General features: G+C 31.5%; 17 protein-coding genes. 7 read left to right on the top strand and 10 right to left on the bottom strand.

Annotated features, from left to right (window positions below; genetic code table 11):
* Positions 1–8 precede the first annotated feature (8 nt).
* Positions 9–1,841, bottom strand: a complete 1,833-nt coding sequence (locus M3P09_RS17460; protein WP_249973569.1) for a sigma 54-interacting transcriptional regulator — start codon at positions 1,839–1,841, stop codon at positions 9–11.
* A 135-nt stretch (positions 1,842–1,976) separates the two neighbouring features.
* Here M3P09_RS17460 and M3P09_RS13685 point away from each other — a divergent pair, with 135 nt between their 5' ends.
* Together M3P09_RS13685 and M3P09_RS13680 are read left to right on the top strand one after the other, a co-directional pair.
* The gene (locus tag M3P09_RS13685; RefSeq protein WP_249973568.1) at positions 1,977–4,022 is read left to right on the top strand and encodes an adenylate/guanylate cyclase domain-containing protein; all 2,046 of its coding nucleotides are present in this window, start codon (positions 1,977–1,979) and stop codon (positions 4,020–4,022) included.
* 72 nt (positions 4,023–4,094) lie between these two features.
* A complete protein-coding gene (locus tag M3P09_RS13680) occupies positions 4,095–4,433 on the top strand; it encodes a DUF4870 domain-containing protein (RefSeq protein WP_099564065.1) in 339 nt (112 codons plus the stop codon).
* A gap of 61 nt (positions 4,434–4,494) precedes the next feature.
* Here M3P09_RS13680 and M3P09_RS13675 read toward each other — a convergent pair whose 3' ends face one another.
* The 6 genes from M3P09_RS13675 to M3P09_RS13650 all read right to left on the bottom strand — a co-directional run bounded on the left by M3P09_RS13675 (position 4,495) and on the right by M3P09_RS13650 (position 10,930).
* Entirely contained in the window at positions 4,495–4,779 is a 285-nt protein-coding gene (locus M3P09_RS13675; RefSeq protein WP_249973567.1) for a DUF2188 domain-containing protein, read from the bottom strand.
* Positions 4,780–5,104: 325 nt separating this feature from the next.
* Entirely contained in the window at positions 5,105–5,749 is a 645-nt protein-coding gene (locus M3P09_RS13670) for a hypothetical protein (protein WP_249973566.1), read from the bottom strand.
* A gap of 246 nt (positions 5,750–5,995) precedes the next feature.
* Positions 5,996–7,114 carry a DNA polymerase III subunit beta gene (gene dnaN, locus M3P09_RS13665; protein WP_249973565.1) on the bottom strand — a complete coding sequence of 373 codons (1,119 nt, stop codon included), beginning with the start codon at positions 7,112–7,114 and terminating at the stop codon, positions 5,996–5,998.
* A 155-nt stretch (positions 7,115–7,269) separates the two neighbouring features.
* A complete protein-coding gene (gene gldG, locus M3P09_RS13660) occupies positions 7,270–9,654 on the bottom strand; it encodes a gliding motility-associated ABC transporter substrate-binding protein GldG (RefSeq protein ID WP_249973564.1) in 2,385 nt (794 codons plus the stop codon).
* Between the two features lie 138 nt (positions 9,655–9,792).
* Positions 9,793–10,089: a putative quinol monooxygenase gene (locus tag M3P09_RS13655; protein WP_249973563.1), complete on the bottom strand. Its 297-nt coding sequence runs from the start codon at positions 10,087–10,089 to the stop codon at positions 9,793–9,795.
* A gap of 4 nt (positions 10,090–10,093) precedes the next feature.
* Positions 10,094–10,930: an SAM hydrolase/SAM-dependent halogenase family protein gene (locus M3P09_RS13650; RefSeq protein WP_249973562.1), complete on the bottom strand. Its 837-nt coding sequence runs from the start codon at positions 10,928–10,930 to the stop codon at positions 10,094–10,096.
* Between the two features lie 145 nt (positions 10,931–11,075).
* Between M3P09_RS13650 and M3P09_RS13645 the strand changes: the two genes are divergently transcribed.
* Complete coding sequence (locus M3P09_RS13645; protein ID WP_099564120.1) at positions 11,076–12,029, top strand: PhoH family protein; 954 nt, start codon at positions 11,076–11,078, stop codon at positions 12,027–12,029.
* Positions 12,029–12,976 carry a phosphoribosylaminoimidazolesuccinocarboxamide synthase gene (locus M3P09_RS13640; protein WP_249973561.1) on the top strand — a complete coding sequence of 316 codons (948 nt, stop codon included), beginning with the start codon at positions 12,029–12,031 and terminating at the stop codon, positions 12,974–12,976. The genes M3P09_RS13645 and M3P09_RS13640 overlap by 1 nt, the downstream gene beginning before the upstream one ends.
* A gap of 164 nt (positions 12,977–13,140) precedes the next feature.
* Here the strand turns inward: M3P09_RS13640 and M3P09_RS13635 are convergent, their stop codons facing one another.
* The gene (locus tag M3P09_RS13635; protein WP_249973560.1) at positions 13,141–14,055 is read right to left on the bottom strand and encodes a hypothetical protein; all 915 of its coding nucleotides are present in this window, start codon (positions 14,053–14,055) and stop codon (positions 13,141–13,143) included.
* Positions 14,056–14,163: 108 nt separating this feature from the next.
* Complete coding sequence (locus tag M3P09_RS13630; protein ID WP_249973559.1) at positions 14,164–14,538, bottom strand: TfoX/Sxy family protein; 375 nt, start codon at positions 14,536–14,538, stop codon at positions 14,164–14,166.
* A 67-nt stretch (positions 14,539–14,605) separates the two neighbouring features.
* On the opposite strand from M3P09_RS13630, the gene M3P09_RS13625 reads away from it, so the two are divergent.
* Genes M3P09_RS13625 through M3P09_RS13615 form a run of 3 tightly spaced genes read left to right on the top strand, consistent with a single transcriptional unit; the run spans position 14,606 to position 17,959 of the window.
* Positions 14,606–15,985: an alanine/glycine:cation symporter family protein gene (locus M3P09_RS13625; RefSeq protein WP_249973558.1), complete on the top strand. Its 1,380-nt coding sequence runs from the start codon at positions 14,606–14,608 to the stop codon at positions 15,983–15,985.
* Entirely contained in the window at positions 15,982–16,239 is a 258-nt protein-coding gene (locus M3P09_RS13620) for a DUF4212 domain-containing protein (RefSeq protein ID WP_099564074.1), read from the top strand. The genes M3P09_RS13625 and M3P09_RS13620 overlap by 4 nt, the downstream gene beginning before the upstream one ends.
* The gene (locus M3P09_RS13615; RefSeq protein ID WP_249973557.1) at positions 16,229–17,959 is read left to right on the top strand and encodes a sodium:solute symporter family protein; all 1,731 of its coding nucleotides are present in this window, start codon (positions 16,229–16,231) and stop codon (positions 17,957–17,959) included. Before M3P09_RS13620 ends, M3P09_RS13615 begins: the two co-directional genes overlap by 11 nt.
* Here the strand turns inward: M3P09_RS13615 and M3P09_RS13610 are convergent.
* Positions 17,956–18,405, bottom strand: coding sequence for a pyridoxamine 5'-phosphate oxidase family protein (locus M3P09_RS13610; protein WP_249973556.1), 450 nt, complete (start codon positions 18,403–18,405; stop codon positions 17,956–17,958). The genes M3P09_RS13615 and M3P09_RS13610 overlap by 4 nt on opposite strands.
* Positions 18,406–18,420 lie beyond the last annotated feature (15 nt).

Raw genomic sequence — 18,420 nt, 5'->3', positions numbered from 1 at the left:
GTTTAATATTAAATAGGACGTTCAATACCCAAAGCTTTAATTTTAGAGGCTAATGTAGTAGGAGGGAGTTGTAATAGCTTTGCGGCTCCATTTTCTCCTGAAATCTTCCAGCGTGTCTGTTTTAGTGCTTTTAGTATATTTTCTTTTTCTAGAACAATAAGTTCATATGAAGTTAATATTTTTTCTTGATGAGCATCTTTTTGAATTTCAATAGAATCAGAATTATTAGGAATAATAGCGCTCCAATTAATGGTTCCTTTTTGCGAAACTATTACTGCCCGCTCTACTAAATTTTGAAGCTCTCTAACATTCCCAGGCCAATCATATGCTAATAACAATGCTTTATCATTATCGGTTAAATTTACTATAGGTTTATTAAGCTTTTTTGAGAATTGGCTAATCATTTCCTGAGCAATTAAGCAAATATCATTTCCTCTTTTTTTAAGAGAAGGAACCTCGATAGGAAAAACATTTAGTCGGTAATATAAATCTTCTCTAAACTTCCCTGCTTTTGAAAAGTCAAAAAGATTTCTGTGAGTTGCCGCTATTATTCTAACATCTACCTTAATGGTTTCAGAACTCCCAACGGGATCAAATTCTCCTTCTTGAATGATACGTAGTAGTTTTGGCTGTAACTCTAGTGGCATTTCGCCTATTTCATCTAAAAAAATAGTGCCTTTATCTGCTAGTAAAAAACGGCCTTTTCTATCTACAGTGGCCCCTGTAAATGCACCCTTTTTATGTCCAAATAATTCGCTTTCAATGAGGTTAGCAGGAATAGCTCCGCAGTTAATTCTTATTAATGGTTTATCATTACGGTTACTTTCTTTATGAATTGCTCTTGCTACTAATTCTTTTCCCGTTCCAGTTTCACCATTTATAAGCACTGTAGCATCGGTACGAGCTACTTGCTTTATAAGATTCAAAACTTTTTTCATATTCTCATCTTCAGCCATAATGCCATAACTGCTGGTGAGTTCTTGAATTTCTTCTTCTAAATATTGAGTTTGTTTTGTGAGTAAATTAATTTTATCCTCTGCAATAAGTCGTTCTTCAATGTTTCTTAAAATAAGTGTGTAAAATGTGTCTTTTCCACTTCCATATTTACTAATAGTGCCTTCATTTAAAATTTCATTATCATTTGAGCCTACAACTTTTACAATATTTGGTAAATATTTATTAATTGATTTTTTATTGTCTTCATCTTTTACAATACTTTCAATTAACTCAGCACTTTGATCGTCAAAGAAAAACAGAACATTGCGTTGTAAAACATCATCGTTTTCTAGTAATTTATTAGCTGATGGGTTTGTTAGTATAACCCTAAAATCATTATTAAACATAATTATGGCATCCATGGCACCATTAATTAAGCCGCTCATTTTACTATTTGTAGTTTCAATTTCAATTTTAGAAGATGCTAAACGCTCTTGGATGCTATCTAGTTCTCTATGGCGCTTAATCATAACTGCTAAAATACCTTGAGCAAAACCACTATCAGATTTCATTACATCTAAAAAATGCTGACGTTCTATTTTTAAAACCTTGGTTTTTTCTAAAGCACTAATAGATGCAGAGCGTGCTTCGTTATCAATTAAAGCATATTCTCCAAAACATTCACCTTTTGATAAAGTGCTATAAATATGATTTTTTTCATACACTTTAACTGAGCCATTAATTATAGCATACATGGAGTTTCCAACAGTATCTTTTTCAAAAATATTTTCATTCTTTATATATTCTTCTTCTTTTACATTTTCAATTAAATGTTTAAGAGATTTTTTTGAAACTTCAGAAAAGAAAGGAATCCCAGATAAAAATTCAACAAGATTTTCAGACACTTTTTTTGTATAAGGTTAAATAGTATTAGCTAAATATATTAATTATTTGCTACAGTTTTATAACTTCAAGCTTTTATAAATTTCTGTTTTAAAGATAATTAACTAAATTAGAGACTCCTAACACTAAACAACCAAATGTCAAAGAAAAGGTTACTTGCTGCCATCATGTTTACTGATATTGAAGGCTATACCTCAATAATGCAACATGATGAAAAAAAAGCGGTGCTTATAAGAGAGCGACACAGAAGTGCTTTCGAAATGACTACCGAGGCATTTAACGGTGAAATTATTCAATATTTTGGCGATGGTACATTAAGTATTTTTAAAAGTACTGTAGAAGCGGTTGATTGTGCTATTGAATTACAAAAAGCTTTTTTAGAAGCTCCCAAAATTCCAGTTCGTATTGGCATTCACGTTGGAGATATTATTCAATCTAAGGACGATATTATTGGCGATGCCGTAAATGTAGCTTCAAGAATTGAATCTTGTGCCGTATCTGGAAGTATATTAATTTCTGATAAAGTACATGATCAAATTAGGAGTCATAAGCATATTAAAGCACAATTTTTAGATGCTTACGAGTTTAAAAATGTTGACGAAGCAATGCCTTTATTTGCTATTGCTAATGATGGATTGATAGTGCCAAAACCTGAAGACGTAAAAGGGAAATTAAAAGTAAAAAAACCAACTCCTTCAAAACCATTTTATAAAAAGAAGAGAAACCTATTTTGGTTAATTTTAGCCATTGCATTAGTCGTTTTTATCTCTAATATTAAATCTTTTAAAATTACTACTAACGATGCTCCAAAAGATTTATCAATTGCTGTTTTGCCGTTTGATAATTTAAGCACAGACAAAGATGCCGAATTTTTTAGAGATGGTATTACCGAAGATATTTTGACACAACTATCTAAATTAAAAGATTTACGTGTTATATCCAGAACTTCTGTTATGCAGTATAAAGGAACGCAAAAAACGATACCGGAAATAGCCAAAGAATTGGGGGTGTCTTATATTTTAGAAGGAAGTATTAGAAAATATGATAATGATATTAGAATTACAGCTCAGTTAATTGATGCTTCCTCAGATGAGCATGTTTGGGCTGAGAATTATGATAAAACATTAACTAATATTTTTAGCCTTCAAACCGAAGTCTCTGAAGAAATTGTAGATGCTTTACATATCAATTTATCGTTTGAAGAGCAGCAACAATTAGCAATTATTCCAACACAAAGCATTGAGGCATATAAACTTTTTTTAGAAGGAAGAAATGAAGCAGATAAACGTAATGCAAAAAGTATAGCGCAAAGTATCCTTTTATATAAAGAAGCCATTGCATTAGATCCAAATTATGCTGAAGCTTATGCTGAAATAGCAAACTCTATTTATTTAGAAACGTATTATTCTGGTAGAAACCCAGAAGAAGCATCAAAATTAGCAAATGAATATATAGATAAAGCTGAAAAAATAAATAATAAAGTATCTCGAATTTATTCAGTTAAAGGTCTTATAAACAATATTGAAGGAAAACACGAAGCGGCAGATATAGCATTTAAGAAAGCAATTAAATTGTCGCCTAACGATTTAACAGCTAGACATCAATATTCTACTTTTTTTTATTACACAAAACAATACGAAAAACAATTAGAACAAGCAGCCATTGCATATAGGCTAGACCCTTTATCTTTTCCTACTGCAATTAGCTATTTTAATGCGCTTACTGCAAATTATAAGTATGTTGAAGCCGAAAAGTTATTAAAGAAGGTTGATAGTAAGAATGATGGTAATAACGAGTTTGTAATTAACAGATCTTATTTTAGGTTATATACAGACCAAAAAAAATATACTCAAGCCATTCCGCCTTTAAAGAAAATGGTAAAAAAGCAAAATGTGTTTAATCGTTTTTTGGGGTATTGTTATGCCAAAACAGGCGATACTATTAATGCTTATAATATTATTGACACTATTAGATTGAGAGCCCATCCTAAAGAAAAAAGTCATCAGTTAGCTGTGGTTTACGCTGGATTAAAAATTACCGATAGTGTATTACACCACTTAGATACTACACGAAATAAGCAAACAAGAACGATAAGGAGAGAGCGTATGGACTTTTTTGATTATTTAAAAGATGATTCTAGATTTAAAGAGGTGCTTAAATCTCATGGTATAGAATCTAAATAATTAAAATTTAAATATTTGTAACATTTTTTTTATTTGAGCGTCAAATAAGTATCAATCAAAAAAATAATTATCATGCGTCAAGACAATCAACTTTTAGTTATTACCCACTTAAGCCAATTAATTACTCTTATTACAGGTTTTGGTAGTTTAATATTACCATTAGTTTTTTGGCTTACACAAAAAGAAAAAGTGTATCAAATGGATGCACATGGTAAAAATATTATAAACTTTCAGTTAAGTTTAATCGTATATGCAATCATATGTATACCCTTAATTCTATTATTTGGCTTAGGGTTATTAGGCTTTATAATTTTAGGAATTATATCTATAGTTTTTCCAATAATTAATGCTATAAAGGCAAGCAATGGAGAAACACCAAAATATCCTTTATCTCTTAATTTTATTAGTTAGTTTAGTTAGTACGAGATAAGTAAAGCGCTCACTTTTTAGTGGGCGTTTTTTATTTAAAGATTTAGTCATAATTAATACGCTCGCGTATACCACCACTAGCACGGTGGATAATTACGTCGGCATTACGGCGCTTAGCAATGGTTTTAGCTTTTTTTATAGCAGTACTTTGCTTCCTGTGTTTAGAAGTAATACGCTTATTACCTTCTCGTCGCACAGCCCAACCCTCTTCGTAAGGTACAACATGCTGATGCCAAGTTCTAGTTTTCTTGTTTGCACTTTTAAAATAAGCCTCAACAAGTTCTTTTAAAACTTGAATCCAAGATGTTGGTTTATTGCTTTTTGACATAGAAGATTAATTGTAAATCTAAGATACTATTATTTAGTAAAAACGAAATAAAAAAACCAAGGCATTGTCTTAAGGGATAGAAGTCCAGTAGGTACAAAACTTTTGTAACTATTGTAATACTTAATGGAGCTAGTTTGTTTGTTTCTGATTTTTAATACTGAAAACACTGTTTGTTTTTGTAGAGGTTCGTTTAACGGTCTTGTGTATGGTTAGTTACGTGGTTAAGCACCTAATTTAGCAAATAAATCACAGATAGAATATTCCGCAGGAATGTTCGTAAGTCGGCAGTGAACTAGCAATTAATTATACACGTTATTGTGAGTAGTTAGTACACACCGTTGATTTTTTCATCTAATCCCTTTTCGACGCTTATGTGTTTACTAGTCACGGATAGAGTTATTATATCATTATTATTAATTCCAGCATTTTTTAAAGTCCGATTTTCATCCAAAATTTCTACGTTATTAGAACTCAAAAGCCAAGTTAAAAGTAAACTTTCATCATTTTTAGTTCTAATATGTTTTTCTAATTCAAAGTGCCTAACAATTGCATTCTTTAGGTCGGCTACTTTATATTGATTGTCAATGATAAACTTGGATTCAAAATCCCATTTATTAGATTGAAATATTAATTTGACTGAATCTTTATCAGAGACATTAAAAACAAATGATTCTTTCTTTTGCTCAATATCAACTATTTTCTTATAAATCACGTTCTTGCTTAGGTCATAACTTGAGTCCTTATTATTGAGTTCATGATACTTTAATCCAAATCCTAAAATAATTAACAAAACTATTATTAGTACAATAGAATTTAATAGACGAAACATAAATTTATCCCCTGACTTGTGTGTTAGTATTTTTATTCTATCAACTATAAAGTTTTTAAATAAAGAGTATAATATAAAAAGGGCAAAACCTATTAAAACTAAAGGGTGAGATAAATATTCGGCAATTTTTGAAAAATCCATAATGTTCTATTAATATTTTTTGTTTACAATTAGTTGTTGAATTTATGCTTTGATTTTATAATTACTCACAATGTTTCTAACGGATATGCGTCGTTTTAATGACTTATATCCGACGTTAAACGAAGTTAGCTAATTTTTCTGACAAAATCAAGCGTTTGCTATTTACGTAAAAAAGCAACAACCTAATTAAAGATTATTGCTTTTATATTATAAGATTCTTACTGTAGTTTATCTCGAGTGTAGAATCTAAGAATTCAACATCACAGGCATCACTAACATTGTAATTTGTTCACCTTCATCTAAGCCATCAACTGGAGTTAAAATACCAGCTCTATTTGGCATACTCATTTCTAGTTGTACTTCATCAGAGTTAAGGTTATTCAACATTTCTGTTAAAAAACGTGAGTTAAAGCCTATTTGCATGTCATCACCCTGGTAATCACATGTTAAACGCTCTTCTGCCTTATTACTGTAATCTATATCTTCAGCTGAAATATTAAGTTCTGCACCAGCAATTTTTAAACGTATTTGATGCGTGGTTTTATTAGAAAAAATACTAACACGTCGCACAGAATTTAAAAACTGTGTTCTATCAATTGAAAGTTTATTAGGATTTTCTTTTGGGATTACAGCTTCGTAGTTTGGATACTTTCCATCAATTAAACGGCAAATAAGCTCAGAGTTTTCAAAAGTAAATTTAGCATTACTTTCGTTATATTCTATAGTGACATCATCTTCACTAGCTGCTAAAATTCCTTTTAAAAGATTTAAAGGTTTTTTAGGCATAATAAACTCTGCTACTTGATTTGCTTTTATGTCTTCTCGAGTATATTTTACTAGTTTATGAGCATCGGTAGCAACAAACGTTAAGCCTTGAGTAGAAAATTGAAAAAATACACCGCTCATTACAGGGCGTAAATCATCATTTCCAGCAGCAAAAATAGTTTTGCTTATTGCTGTAGCAAGTACATCACCAGTTATAACTGTTTTGCTTGGGTCTTCTAAAGCTACTGCTTTTGGAAATTCGTTCCCATCTGCATAAGCTAAAGCATATTTACCATGGTTAGAGCTAATTTCAACAGTATTGTTATCTTCAACTACAAAAGTTAAAGGTTGCTCAGGAAACGTTTTTAAAGTATCTAGTAATAAACGAGCAGGAATTGCAACACTACCTTTACTATCGCTTTCTACATCTAAAGAAGAAGCCATTGTAGTTTCTAAATCACTTGCAGAAACAGTTAATTTAGAGTGGTCTAATTCAAATAAAAAATTATCTAAAATTGGTAAGGTATTCGAGCTATTAATAACCCCTCCTAAAACTTGTAATTGTTTTAACAAATAGGTACTTGATACTATAAATTTCATGTGTTAATCTATATTTTTTTTAAAGGTCATATGTTGCATTTATATTATAATTTCAACTAATACAAAAATCATTATAAATGAGTTTGAATTTTGAATAAATGCTACTTACAAATATATTCCATACTAATTAATATAGGAAACAAACTTATTAACATTTAAGTCGTGTATTTTTTCTTTCTATAGTAATTAAAAGTAAAACCAAATAAAGCTAATAATACTAATGGTAATGCTATATTTATGAGTTGCCATTTTGTTTTTTGAGCCGCTATTTTTTGCTGATCTAAAAATGCCACAGCAATTTCTTTTGATCGAATGTTTATAAGTCCATTATCGTCTAGCAAATAATTAACAGCATTCAGTAAAAATTCTTTGTTGCCATAAGTTTGTCCAGTCCATCTATCAAACCCTAATTCTTGAGGAACGTTTTTTGCTACGTCGTTTTTAATCACATCACCATCAGCTATAACAATCATTTTGGTTAAAACACTTTTGTTTTTTTCTTCTGAAAGATTAAAAGGTTTAATACGGTTATTGTAAACACTTGTAAATTCGCCCTCTAATAAAACAGCTAAAGCTTGATTTGCCTTATTAAATGATGCTGGATTTTGTTCTTGAGTTACAACTTCTAAACTTATTTCTTTAGGTGTGCCTTCTAATTTTGTAAGTGGAGCACTCTCTAAAAGAATAGTTTTATTGATGCTGCTTTTTAATGTGTCAATTTGATTTGCGAAATCGAATTTTACTAAGTTTAAATTATTAACAATAGGGTGATTACTATTTGAAGAAGCTAGAGGCGAATATGGCCATCTTAAATTTTGAAACTGGGAGTCGCTACCTTCTCCAATAGCCAAAGTAATAGGGGCGGAGTAGAGTGTACTTATCATAACAGGATTAATACGAATACCATATTTAAAAAAGAAATCGTTTAAATTCAAGTTTCTTGGAACTGCCAAATTAGCTCCTGAAGCATTATACAAGCTATCTTTCTCCATAGCAACATTATCAATAAGCCAAAGGCTTTTTCCGCCACTCATAGTAAACTGATCTAAAACTAACTTTTCTTTTTCAGAAAAAGCTTCGGTAGGTTTTGCAGAAATAATTAAATCAAATTTATTTAAATCGCTAAGTGTTTTTTGTGGATTATTTGCAACACTATCTAAGGTAAAAGGCGCAATAAAATAATATTCATTAATTTTTTTTATAAAGTCTGCAATGTATTTATCTTCCAATTGATTATTACCTTTTAAAACGGCAATTTTTTTCTGCTTAGGTGTTGTTAATTTACTAAAACCATCAGTAAAAGCATATTCTAAATGCTGTACCGAGTTAGTCACTAATTCTTGCTGCGAGGCGCCAATTTTATTTTTAACCAAAGGAATAGTAATGGTAACATCGTTATAACTTGCCAAAGCCCAAGGAAAAATAATAGCTTGAGATGATTTTCCGCTTTCTTGTACACTTAATTGCATAGGTGTAAGTCCACGTTGTGTGAGTTGCTGGATGTTACGCTCACGAGTCGCTTCGTCTTCTAAAGGGTTTATAAAATTAAAATTAATGTTACTGTTCTCTTCTGAAAATTCTTCAAGCAGTTGTTTGGTTTCCCTCTGAAGGCGTTTAAATTCAGATGGAAAATCGTCACCTTTTAAAAATACATCAACAATAATAGGAGAATTAATGGTACTAATAATTTGTTTTGAAGCTTCACTTAAAGTGTAACGATTATCTTCAGTTAAATCAAAACGTTTATGGATTGATGAAGAGAAAACATTTAAGCCTATTAAACTTAACAATATAATTGAAATACGTTGCCACTCTTTTTTATTATTTTTTTGTGTTTTAATAGCTGTAACCGTTAGCATTATAAAGAATAATGTTACGCTAAAAAAGTATAGAATATTGCTTGTGTCAAGCACTCCACGACTCATGCTTTTAAAATGATAACTCATGCCTAATTGCTCAAAAAAAGCGCTAGACGTAATATCTGAAATGCCTTCAAAACCAATGTAAAAAATAAAACAAAGAAAAACGGCACTAATAAATGCCACAATTTGATTATCAGTAATAGTAGAACAAAATATGCCAATTGCGGTATAAGATGCCATTAAAAAGAGCAACCCAAAGTAAGACCCAAGCGTGCTGCCAATGTCTAAATTTCCAACTGGGTTCCCTAATTGATAAACAGTGTATACATAAAGTAAAGTAGGCAAAAGCGCGATTAAAATTAAAACAAAAGCGCCAAAATATTTACCTAAAACTATGTTTGTATGAGAGATTGGTTTTGTAAGTAGCAACTCTAAAGTACCTTGTTTTTTTTCATCCGAAAAACTGCGCATGGTTACAGCAGGAATCAAAAAAATTAATATCCAAGGTGCTAATAAAAAGAAAGATGATAAATCGGCAAACCCATAATCTAGAATATTAAATTCGCCTTTAAATAACCATAAAAACAAGCCGTTTAATAAAAGGAATATTGCAATTACTAAATAGCCTATTGGTGATGCAAAAAATGAGTTTATTTCTTTTTTTAAAATTGCTAACATTTGTTTCATTTTGTACGTCATTACGAGGAACATATTGACGTGGTAATCTTTTATTTTAACAGATTGCTATACTTCGACTGCGCTCAGTACAGACTTTAAATTTATTAATTTGTCTTACAATGACGATTAATTTGTTGTTTATTTCAAACTTTCTAGCTTGTCAACACTCCAAGCTTCTGGGCTTGCATTAAAAAGTGGTTTGGTTTTACTCCAAACGTTTTTAAATAAATCAGATTGTCTGTAAGCTTCTAAATCATCTTCAGAATTCCAATAACTGTAAGTGAAAAAAATATTTGTGTTATTTTTATCTCTATACAATTCTAAAAAATTACAGCCTTTAAATGCTCTAATTTTATTTTTATTGGCATCAAAGTTTTTAAGAAATTCTTCAATAGCTGTTTCATTAAAACTCATCTTTACAATTCTTACAAACATTAAATCATTCTTTAATAAAATTAATACTTACAGCATCCATAATACCTAATCCCATTAAGGACGATGCGCTACCAACAGTAGTCGTGTTACTTTTGTAAAGGGCTATTTCTAAAAAGTCACCAGAATTAAAAACCACCAAACCTCTACCTTCGTCATGTCTTTTTTCCTCAGGAATTTCAAAATTCACTATATCGCTGTACTTAGAAAAAATGGTTTTAAATTTATAATTTCTTGCCGATACCTCAAAAGGTCTTCCTTTCTGAATAGTTTCAAAAAAACCACGTTTTATATTAGTAACTACATTCCCATAATTGTCTATGTATATTACGCTACCAATAATTTGACTTTTGTCCTCGTTAACATAGGGTACAATATTTTTAATAGGCTTTATATTGGTAATAGCTTTACCAATAATATCAAGAGTACCACCACGCGCTATATGACAAGCTACTTTTACAAATACATCTAAAACAGGAAAACTGGTTTGTATTTTATCATGTATATTAATTTCAACAATTTTTTCAGGAGCAATTTCAGAACAAATCATACTCATAATCCCATTGTTGGCACAAATAAAAAAGTGATCATCTAATTTTATTGCAATATGCTTGTTTTCAGGATTTATTTCAGAATCTATTCCAATAATATGTATGGTGCCTTTTGGGAAGCTATTGTAAGCATTTTGAATTATATAAGCCGCTTCTGGAATACTAAAAGGCGATACAGAATGAGAGATATCAACAATTTTAACATCTGGTAGCTCACTGTAAATCGCACCTTTTGTAGCGCCAGCAAAGTGATCTTTTTCACCAAAATCTGTTGTTAAAGTTATTATCGCCATTGGCAAAATTGTTGATATGTTTTTAATGTTAGGTCACTCAAATTTATGTATTTTTGAGCTTTATGAATGTGTTTTACAAACCTACATAAATTTTCGTTTTCGTTTTTATATTTTAAATGAAAATTATAACATTAAACATACGCTTTTGAACGAAATTGTAATTGAACTTGAAGAAATTACTCCAAAAGAATTTTTTGGAGCGCAAAACGCAAATATTGAACTTTTAAAAAAGTACTTTCCAAAACTTAAAATTGTAGCACGGGGTAATAAAATTAAAGCTTTTGGTGATGAAGAATTACTAGAGGAATTTGATAGAAGGATTACTATGCTTTTAAAACATTTCGCAAAGTATAATAAACTAGATGAAAATGTTATTGAACGTGTTTTAACAAGCCAAAGTAGTGATGACTATACAACTTCTAAACAGAGTGGAGAAGTTATTGTACATGGTGTTGGCGGAAAACTTATAAAGGCGCAAACTGCAAACCAGCGTAAATTGGTAGAGAGTATGCGAAAAAACGATATGGTTTTTGCTATTGGTCCTGCAGGAACTGGTAAAACGTATACAGGTGTTGCGCTAGCAGTTCAAGCTTTAAAAAATAAAGAAGTTAAGCGCATTATTTTAACGAGACCAGCAGTTGAGGCTGGAGAAAATTTAGGTTTTTTACCTGGCGATTTAAAAGAAAAATTAGACCCATACATGCAACCGTTATACGATGCGTTGCGTGATATGATTGCGCCAGAAAAATTGGCACACTATATTGAAAACGGAACCATTCAAATTGCACCATTGGCATTTATGCGTGGTCGTACGTTAGATAATGCCTTTGTTATTTTAGATGAAGGACAAAATACCACACACGCTCAAATGAAAATGTTTTTGACGCGTATGGGTAAACATGCTAAGTTTTTATTAACAGGCGATCCTGGGCAAATAGATTTACCACGACGTACCATTTCGGGTTTAAAAGAAGCCTTATTAATTTTAAAAAATGTAGATGGTGTTGGGATGATATTTTTAGATGATAAAGATGTCATTCGTCATAAACTAGTTAAAAAAGTAATTGAAGCATATAAAAGTATTGAGAATAGAGACTAATGAGTAATACTATAATTGACACCAACTTTGATTTTCCAGGGCAAGAAAGTGTTTACAAAGGAAAAGTAAGAGAAGTATATAATATAAATAATGAGCAATTAGTAATGATTGCTACCGATAGATTATCAGCATTTGATGTGGTGATGCCAAAAGGAATACCGTATAAAGGGCAAATACTAAACCAAATAGCCACTAAAATGATGGCAGCTACAGAAGATTTAGTACCAAACTGGTTAACCGCAACACCAGATCCAAATGTTGCAGTTGGCCATTTATGCGACCCTTTTAAAGTAGAAATGGTTATTCGTGGTTATATGTCTGGTCATGCTGCACGCGAATACAAATTAGGCAAACGTATCCTTTGTGGTGTGCCAATGCCAGAAGGGGTGAAAGAAAATGATGCTTTTCCTGAGCCTATTATTACGCCAGCTACTAAAGCAGAAATGGGAGACCATGACGAAGATATTTCTCGTGAAGATATTTTAAAACGTGGTATTGTGTCTGAAGCAGATTATGTGGTTTTAGAAGATTATACACGCAAATTATTTCAAAGAGGTTCAGAAATAGCAGCCTCTAGAGGCTTAATTTTAGTTGACACCAAATATGAGTTTGGAAAAACCAAAGAGGGTAAAATTGTATTGATTGATGAAATACATACACCAGATTCTTCACGTTATTTTTATGCTGATGGTTACCAAGAGCGTCAAGATAGAGGAGAAGCCCAAAAACAATTAAGTAAAGAGTTTGTACGCCAATGGTTAATAGCAAATAACTTTCAAGGCTTAGAAGGGCAAACGGTACCTTTTATGAGTGATGATTATATAGAATCTGTTAGCGAACGTTATATTGAACTTTACGAAAATATTACAGGCGAAACTTTTGTAAAAGCAGATGTTTCAAATATTCAAGAACGTATAGAGGCTAATGTTTTGAGGTATTTAAAATAGAAATTCAATTTTAGTCATTCTTTAAATGTAGCTAAAGGTGTGTGGTTTGGTTGTGTATTTCTACAACTAATTTAGCAAATATAAACCGAATAGAAAATCTGCGAAGATTTTAGTAAGTAAGCTATAACTAGCAATGGACTAAATATGTTATTAGTTACAGTTTTTTAATCGGTCCAATTTTCAATAGAACCGTCTTCATTGAACCAAATTTCGACACGTACTTTTTCTTCTGTCGGTTTTCCTTTCCGTTTCAAGATATCAAATTGTAATTTCAAGAGAGCTTTTTTGATTGATTTGATACAATGACTATATTCTCTCTTTGTGTCCCAAAACTCTTTGACTAATTCTTTAGTTTGATATTCGGTCATTATCACATCAGCTATTTTACCATTTTTTCCGATAACGATTGTATATAATTCTGAACAGTCAAATTTGTCTAGTTTAGTCCATTTGTAACTTTTAATTTGATTAAATAAGATGCTACTTATTGAATCTCTTTTCAGTCTATCTATTCCATTTTTTAAATCTTCGTAATTCTGTTGGTAGCTAATTTTGAGTATTTTTCCTTTTTTTATTCTTACAACTGTTTCATCTAAGAATACTCTTTCAAATACTCCATCCCAACGTAATAATTTATTGTTATTTGATTTTAAAGGAAAGCTAATGTTTCCACTATACCAATCAATATAAACTTTGTTGTTTTTGACTTTTTCTCCGAATAATTTTTTGATATAATTTTCTGGAATTTGTTTTTTGTTTCGTAAAGAATGACAATTGATGATGGCACTTACAAATAAACTATCATTTTCTATTTTATAAATAGCTTGGTAACCTCTCCAACAATTTAATGACGTTCCTTCAAATCCATCAATTGAGTTTCTGAAACTCAAATTAAACAACTTGCCTTTATCGTCTTTTATTTTTTGAAGATACTGTTCAACTAGTAAATTATATGTTGGAATAGTATCGTTTTTATAAATAAGATAGTCGGGAATTTGTGGACTTGATGCAAAGGAATTTGAAGCAAAAGAACTTGTCAAATTAGTGCTAAAAATAAGTACGATTAAAATCCACTTCATGTTGTTTTTTAAATTGTAGCTAACCTTTAATGATATGCGTCGTTTTAATGATATATATCAGAAGGTAAGCGAAATTAGAATCTTCTTATTAAAAAATCAATACAGGTTTTATTTTTTTAATTTTCGTTTAGACTTACTAGCCTTAGCCAATGGGTTAAAAGCTAAACACAAATCAACCCAATAACTTAAATCATCGTCAGTATCAAAACCATCTGGTGTTACAAAAATATAACCACGCATCGGGCGACCAGTAAAATCCATGGGTAAACATTCAGGTTTTTCTAATTCATTTAAATAAACGTCTTCACCTATGCGAGCCATTAATAAACTATCTCCATATTTCTTGTCAATATGGATACCACAAAGCATTTTATTATCTACTTTAAAGCACAAACCGCCCATCATTTTTAACTCATCAAAATGTGTGTGTTTGTCTTTTAAATGCTGCCTAATTCTATCTGCTAAAAATTCATCGTAAGCCATAAACTATAATTAAAAAAAATATTACTAGTAAATTTAATACATTTATAGCTTAAACTAACAACACTTTATGGAACAACTTAAACAACTTACTGCAGATTTTTCTAGTGCAGTTTGGGGTTTGCCGTTACTTATATTACTTATTGGAGGCGGTTTGTATTTACTTATTCGTTCAAGATTTGCAACATTTCGTTTGCTTGGTCATGCTATTCAAGTACTTCGTGGTAAATATGATGACCCAAACGATCCTGGGCAGATTAGTCACTTTCAAGCATTAACAACAGCTTTGTCATCTACCATTGGTATGGGCAATATTGCTGGAGTTGCGGTGGCAATTTCCATTGGCGGTCCAGGAGCAGTATTTTGGATGTGGGTAAGCGCAGTAGTTGGGATGTCTACCAAGTTTTTTACTTCAACATTAGCCATTATGTTTAGAGGAAAAGACAGTGCAGGCGAGTTACAAGGCGGCCCCATGTATTTTATTATGGAAGGCTTAGGTAAATCATGGAAACCATTAGCAATTATGTTTAGTGTTTGCGGTTTAATAGGCGCATTACCAGTTTTTAATGTCAATCAACTCACTCAAGCTGTTAATGATATTTTGCTTAAACCTAATGGATTTGAGATTGGATTTACATCAAATTTAATTGTTGGATTGGTTTTAGTTAGTATTACTGGTGTTGTTATTCTTGGTGGTTTAGGACGTATAAGTAAAACAGCATCTAAAATGGTACCTTCAATGGTATTGCTTTATTTTGTTTCTGTACTGATTATTTTAGCTGTTAATATTGAAACAGTTCCTAAATATTTTGCAATGATTTTTACTGATGCTTTTGCAGCTAATAATTTTAAAGGCGATGCTTTTTTTGGAGGCCTTGTTGGAGGGTTGATTTTACTAGGAATTAAACGAGGTGCTTTCTCAAACGAAGCAGGTATTGGAACAGCTCCGTTAGCACATGGTGCAGCTAAAACAGATGAGCCAGTTCGAGAAGGTTTAGTGGCTATGCTAGGGCCAGCGATTGATACATTAATTGTTTGTACACTTACAGCGTTGGCTATTTTAGTAACAGGTGTTTGGGAAACAACTTCAGATAATGGTGTGAGCTTAACTGCGTCTGCATTTAGTGAAGCAATGCCTGGATTTGGAAAATATTTGTTGTTGATATGTATTGCAGTTTTTAGTGTATCTTCACTGTTTTCATATTCATATTATGGATCAAAATGTATGTCGTTTTTAATTGGAGCAGATAAAAAACATTATTACAATTACTTTTATATAGCGAGTATTATTTTGGGAGCGACAACTACTTTGGATATGATGATAAACCTTATTGATGGCGTATTTGCTTTAATGGCTATACCTACTATGCTGTCAACTATAATACTTGCACCAAAAGTTGTAAAAGAGTTATCTGCTTATAAAAAACGTTTAAAAGAAAATAAATTATGACCAACAAAAGTAATTCTAAAGCCTATTGGAAAGAAAACATTAGGTATGTTCTCATATTGCTATTTATATGGTTTTTGGTGTCATTTGGTGCTGGAATCATTTTTAAAGATGCTTTAAATGAAATTAAGATTGGAGGATTTAAACTAGGGTTTTGGTTTGCACAACAAGGTTCTATGTATGTGTTTGTAATTCTCATTTTTGTATATGTTCGCTTAATGAATAAATTAGATAAAAAGTATGGTTATGATGAATAGTTTATTGATAGCAGAACAAGTAAGCGTTCAAAATTGGACATATATTTTAGTTGGTTTAACATTTACTTTATACATAGGTATTGCCATTTGGTCCAGAGCAGGATCAACAAAAGAGTTTTATGTTGCAGGCGGAGGTGTTTCGCCGTTAGCTAATGGTATGGCTACTGCTGCCGATTGGATGAGTGCTGCGTCGTTTATATCTATGGCAGGAATTATTTCTTTTGCTGGATATGATGGAGCCGTATATTTAATGGGTTGGACTGGAGGTTATGTGTTATTAGCATTATTGTTAGCGCCTTATTTAAGGAAGTTTGGGAAATTTACAGTGCCCGATTTTATTGGTGATAGATATTATTCCAATACAGCACGTACAGTTGGCGTATTTTGTGCACTTCTAGTATCGTTTACCTATGTAGCAGGACAAATGCGAGGCGTTGGATTAGTGTTTTCCCGCTTCTTAGAAGTTGATATTAATACAGGGGTTATCATAGGTATGCTAATCGTGTTATTTTATGCAGTTTTAGGCGGTATGAAAGGCATTACTTATACGCAAGTTGCACAATACTGTGTGTTGATTTTTGCCTTTATGGTACCAGCCATTTTTATTTCTATACAAATGACAGGAAACCCAATTCCACAATTAGGGTTTGGTGGTGAATTAGCCGATGGTTCTGGAACTTATTTATTAGATAAATTAGATGGTTTAAGCACTGATCTTGGTTTTTCTGAATATACTGAAGGCTCAAAACCATTAATAGATGTTTTTGCAATTACATTAGCTTTAATGGTTGGTACAGCTGGATTACCACATGTAATTGTTCGGTTTTTCACAGTAAAACGTGTTAAAGATGCTCGTAAATCTGCAGGTATTGCGTTATTGCTTATTGTAATTTTATATACAACAGCACCAGCAGTTTCTGTTTTTGCAAGAACAAATATGATTGAAACGGTTTCAAATCAACCTTATGCTAACGTGCCAGAATGGTTTAAGAAGTGGGAGACTACAAAATTAATAACGTTTACTGATAAAAATAATGATGGATTAATTCAATATGTAGCAGACAAATCTAAAAATGAATTAGTGGTAGATAGAGATATTATGGTTTTAGCTAACCCAGAAATTGCTCAATTGCCAAATTGGGTTATAGCTTTAGTAGCAGCTGGAGCTTTAGCAGCAGCATTATCTACAGCGGCAGGATTATTATTAGTTATTTCTGCATCAGTTTCTCATGATTTAATTAAGAAAATGATAAACCCAAAAATTTCAGAAAAAGGCGAATTGGTGGCTGCACGTTTATCAGCAGTTGTTGCTGTTTGTGTTGCTGGATATTTTGGTATAAACCCGCCAGGGTTCGTTGCAGCAACAGTAGCATTAGCATTTGGATTAGCAGCAGCTTCATTTTTTCCAGCTATTATTTTAGGAATATTTTATAAACGAATGAATAAGGAAGGAGCCATTGCAGGTATGGTAGTAGGTATAACTGCGATGTTGTTGTATATGATTAAGTATAAACTAGGATGGTTTGATGAAGTTGTACCAAATAAAAGTGAATGGTGGTTTGGTATTTCTCCAGAAGGTTTTGGTACAGTAGCAATGCTACTTAATTTTATAGTGTCTATTACAATTATGAAGTTTACCAAGGCACCTCCAAAAGAGGTTCAAGACATTGTTGAAAAGATTAGAATACCTAGTGGAGCAGGAGAGGCGGTAAATCACTAAATACCATAGGTTTTTTTAGCACTTTCAATTTGTTGCTCTTCTGTTGTGTTAGGATATAAAATATATTTTGGAGCAAGTATGGGTTTAATACTTTCTACTTTTATTTTTGTTATGGTTGAAAAAGGAAACTTTCCTTCAGTCATCTTTAATAAAACAGCTTCCATTATAGAAAATGTCTCATCTTTTTTATCAATAATAAACCCTTTTCCTTTTATTTGATAACCTTTTTGAACAAAAATATCAATAAAGCTTAGGCATACATTAGGGTTTTGTTTAATGTTTTTTAAGGTTTGAGGAGATGCAATATTTGCAACTATGATATAATTTTCACCATAATAATTAAAAATCTCTTTTGGAGAGACATTAGGAATATCTTCATTTGAAGCTGTTGCTAACCAGCATAAAACACTTTTTTCAATACATTCTTTTACTTTTGCGGTAAGCATATTATATGTTTTTTG

This window comes from Jejuia spongiicola (genome assembly GCF_023502325.1).
Taxonomy (GTDB): domain Bacteria; phylum Bacteroidota; class Bacteroidia; order Flavobacteriales; family Flavobacteriaceae; genus Wocania_A; species Wocania_A spongiicola.
The sequence above is the reverse complement of the archived record's forward strand: the minus strand, read 5'-3'. Positions and strand labels throughout refer to the sequence as shown.

Bases quoted from the DNA above. Each gene is read 5' to 3' on its own strand.
- M3P09_RS13620 (WP_099564074.1), top strand. From the start codon at position 15,982: ATGACCAACAAAAGTAATTCTAAAGCCTATTGGAAAGAAAACATTAGG.
- M3P09_RS13685 (WP_249973568.1), top strand. From the start codon at position 1,977: ATGTCAAAGAAAAGGTTACTTGCTGCCATCATGTTTACTGATATTGAA.
- M3P09_RS13610 (WP_249973556.1), bottom strand. From the start codon at position 18,405: ATGCTTACCGCAAAAGTAAAAGAATGTATTGAAAAAAGTGTTTTATGC.
- M3P09_RS13675 (WP_249973567.1), bottom strand. From the start codon at position 4,779: ATGTCAAAAAGCAATAAACCAACATCTTGGATTCAAGTTTTAAAAGAA.
- dnaN (WP_249973565.1), bottom strand. From the start codon at position 7,114: ATGAAATTTATAGTATCAAGTACCTATTTGTTAAAACAATTACAAGTT.
- M3P09_RS13670 (WP_249973566.1), bottom strand. From the start codon at position 5,749: ATGGATTTTTCAAAAATTGCCGAATATTTATCTCACCCTTTAGTTTTA.
- M3P09_RS13655 (WP_249973563.1), bottom strand. From the start codon at position 10,089: ATGTTTGTAAGAATTGTAAAGATGAGTTTTAATGAAACAGCTATTGAA.
- M3P09_RS13635 (WP_249973560.1), bottom strand. From the start codon at position 14,055: ATGAAGTGGATTTTAATCGTACTTATTTTTAGCACTAATTTGACAAGT.
- gldG (WP_249973564.1), bottom strand. From the start codon at position 9,654: ATGTTAGCAATTTTAAAAAAAGAAATAAACTCATTTTTTGCATCACCA.
- M3P09_RS13680 (WP_099564065.1), top strand. From the start codon at position 4,095: ATGCGTCAAGACAATCAACTTTTAGTTATTACCCACTTAAGCCAATTA.
- M3P09_RS13615 (WP_249973557.1), top strand. From the start codon at position 16,229: ATGATGAATAGTTTATTGATAGCAGAACAAGTAAGCGTTCAAAATTGG.
- M3P09_RS13640 (WP_249973561.1), top strand. From the start codon at position 12,029: ATGAGTAATACTATAATTGACACCAACTTTGATTTTCCAGGGCAAGAA.
- M3P09_RS13625 (WP_249973558.1), top strand. From the start codon at position 14,606: ATGGAACAACTTAAACAACTTACTGCAGATTTTTCTAGTGCAGTTTGG.
- M3P09_RS13630 (WP_249973559.1), bottom strand. From the start codon at position 14,538: ATGGCTTACGATGAATTTTTAGCAGATAGAATTAGGCAGCATTTAAAA.
- M3P09_RS13650 (WP_249973562.1), bottom strand. From the start codon at position 10,930: ATGGCGATAATAACTTTAACAACAGATTTTGGTGAAAAAGATCACTTT.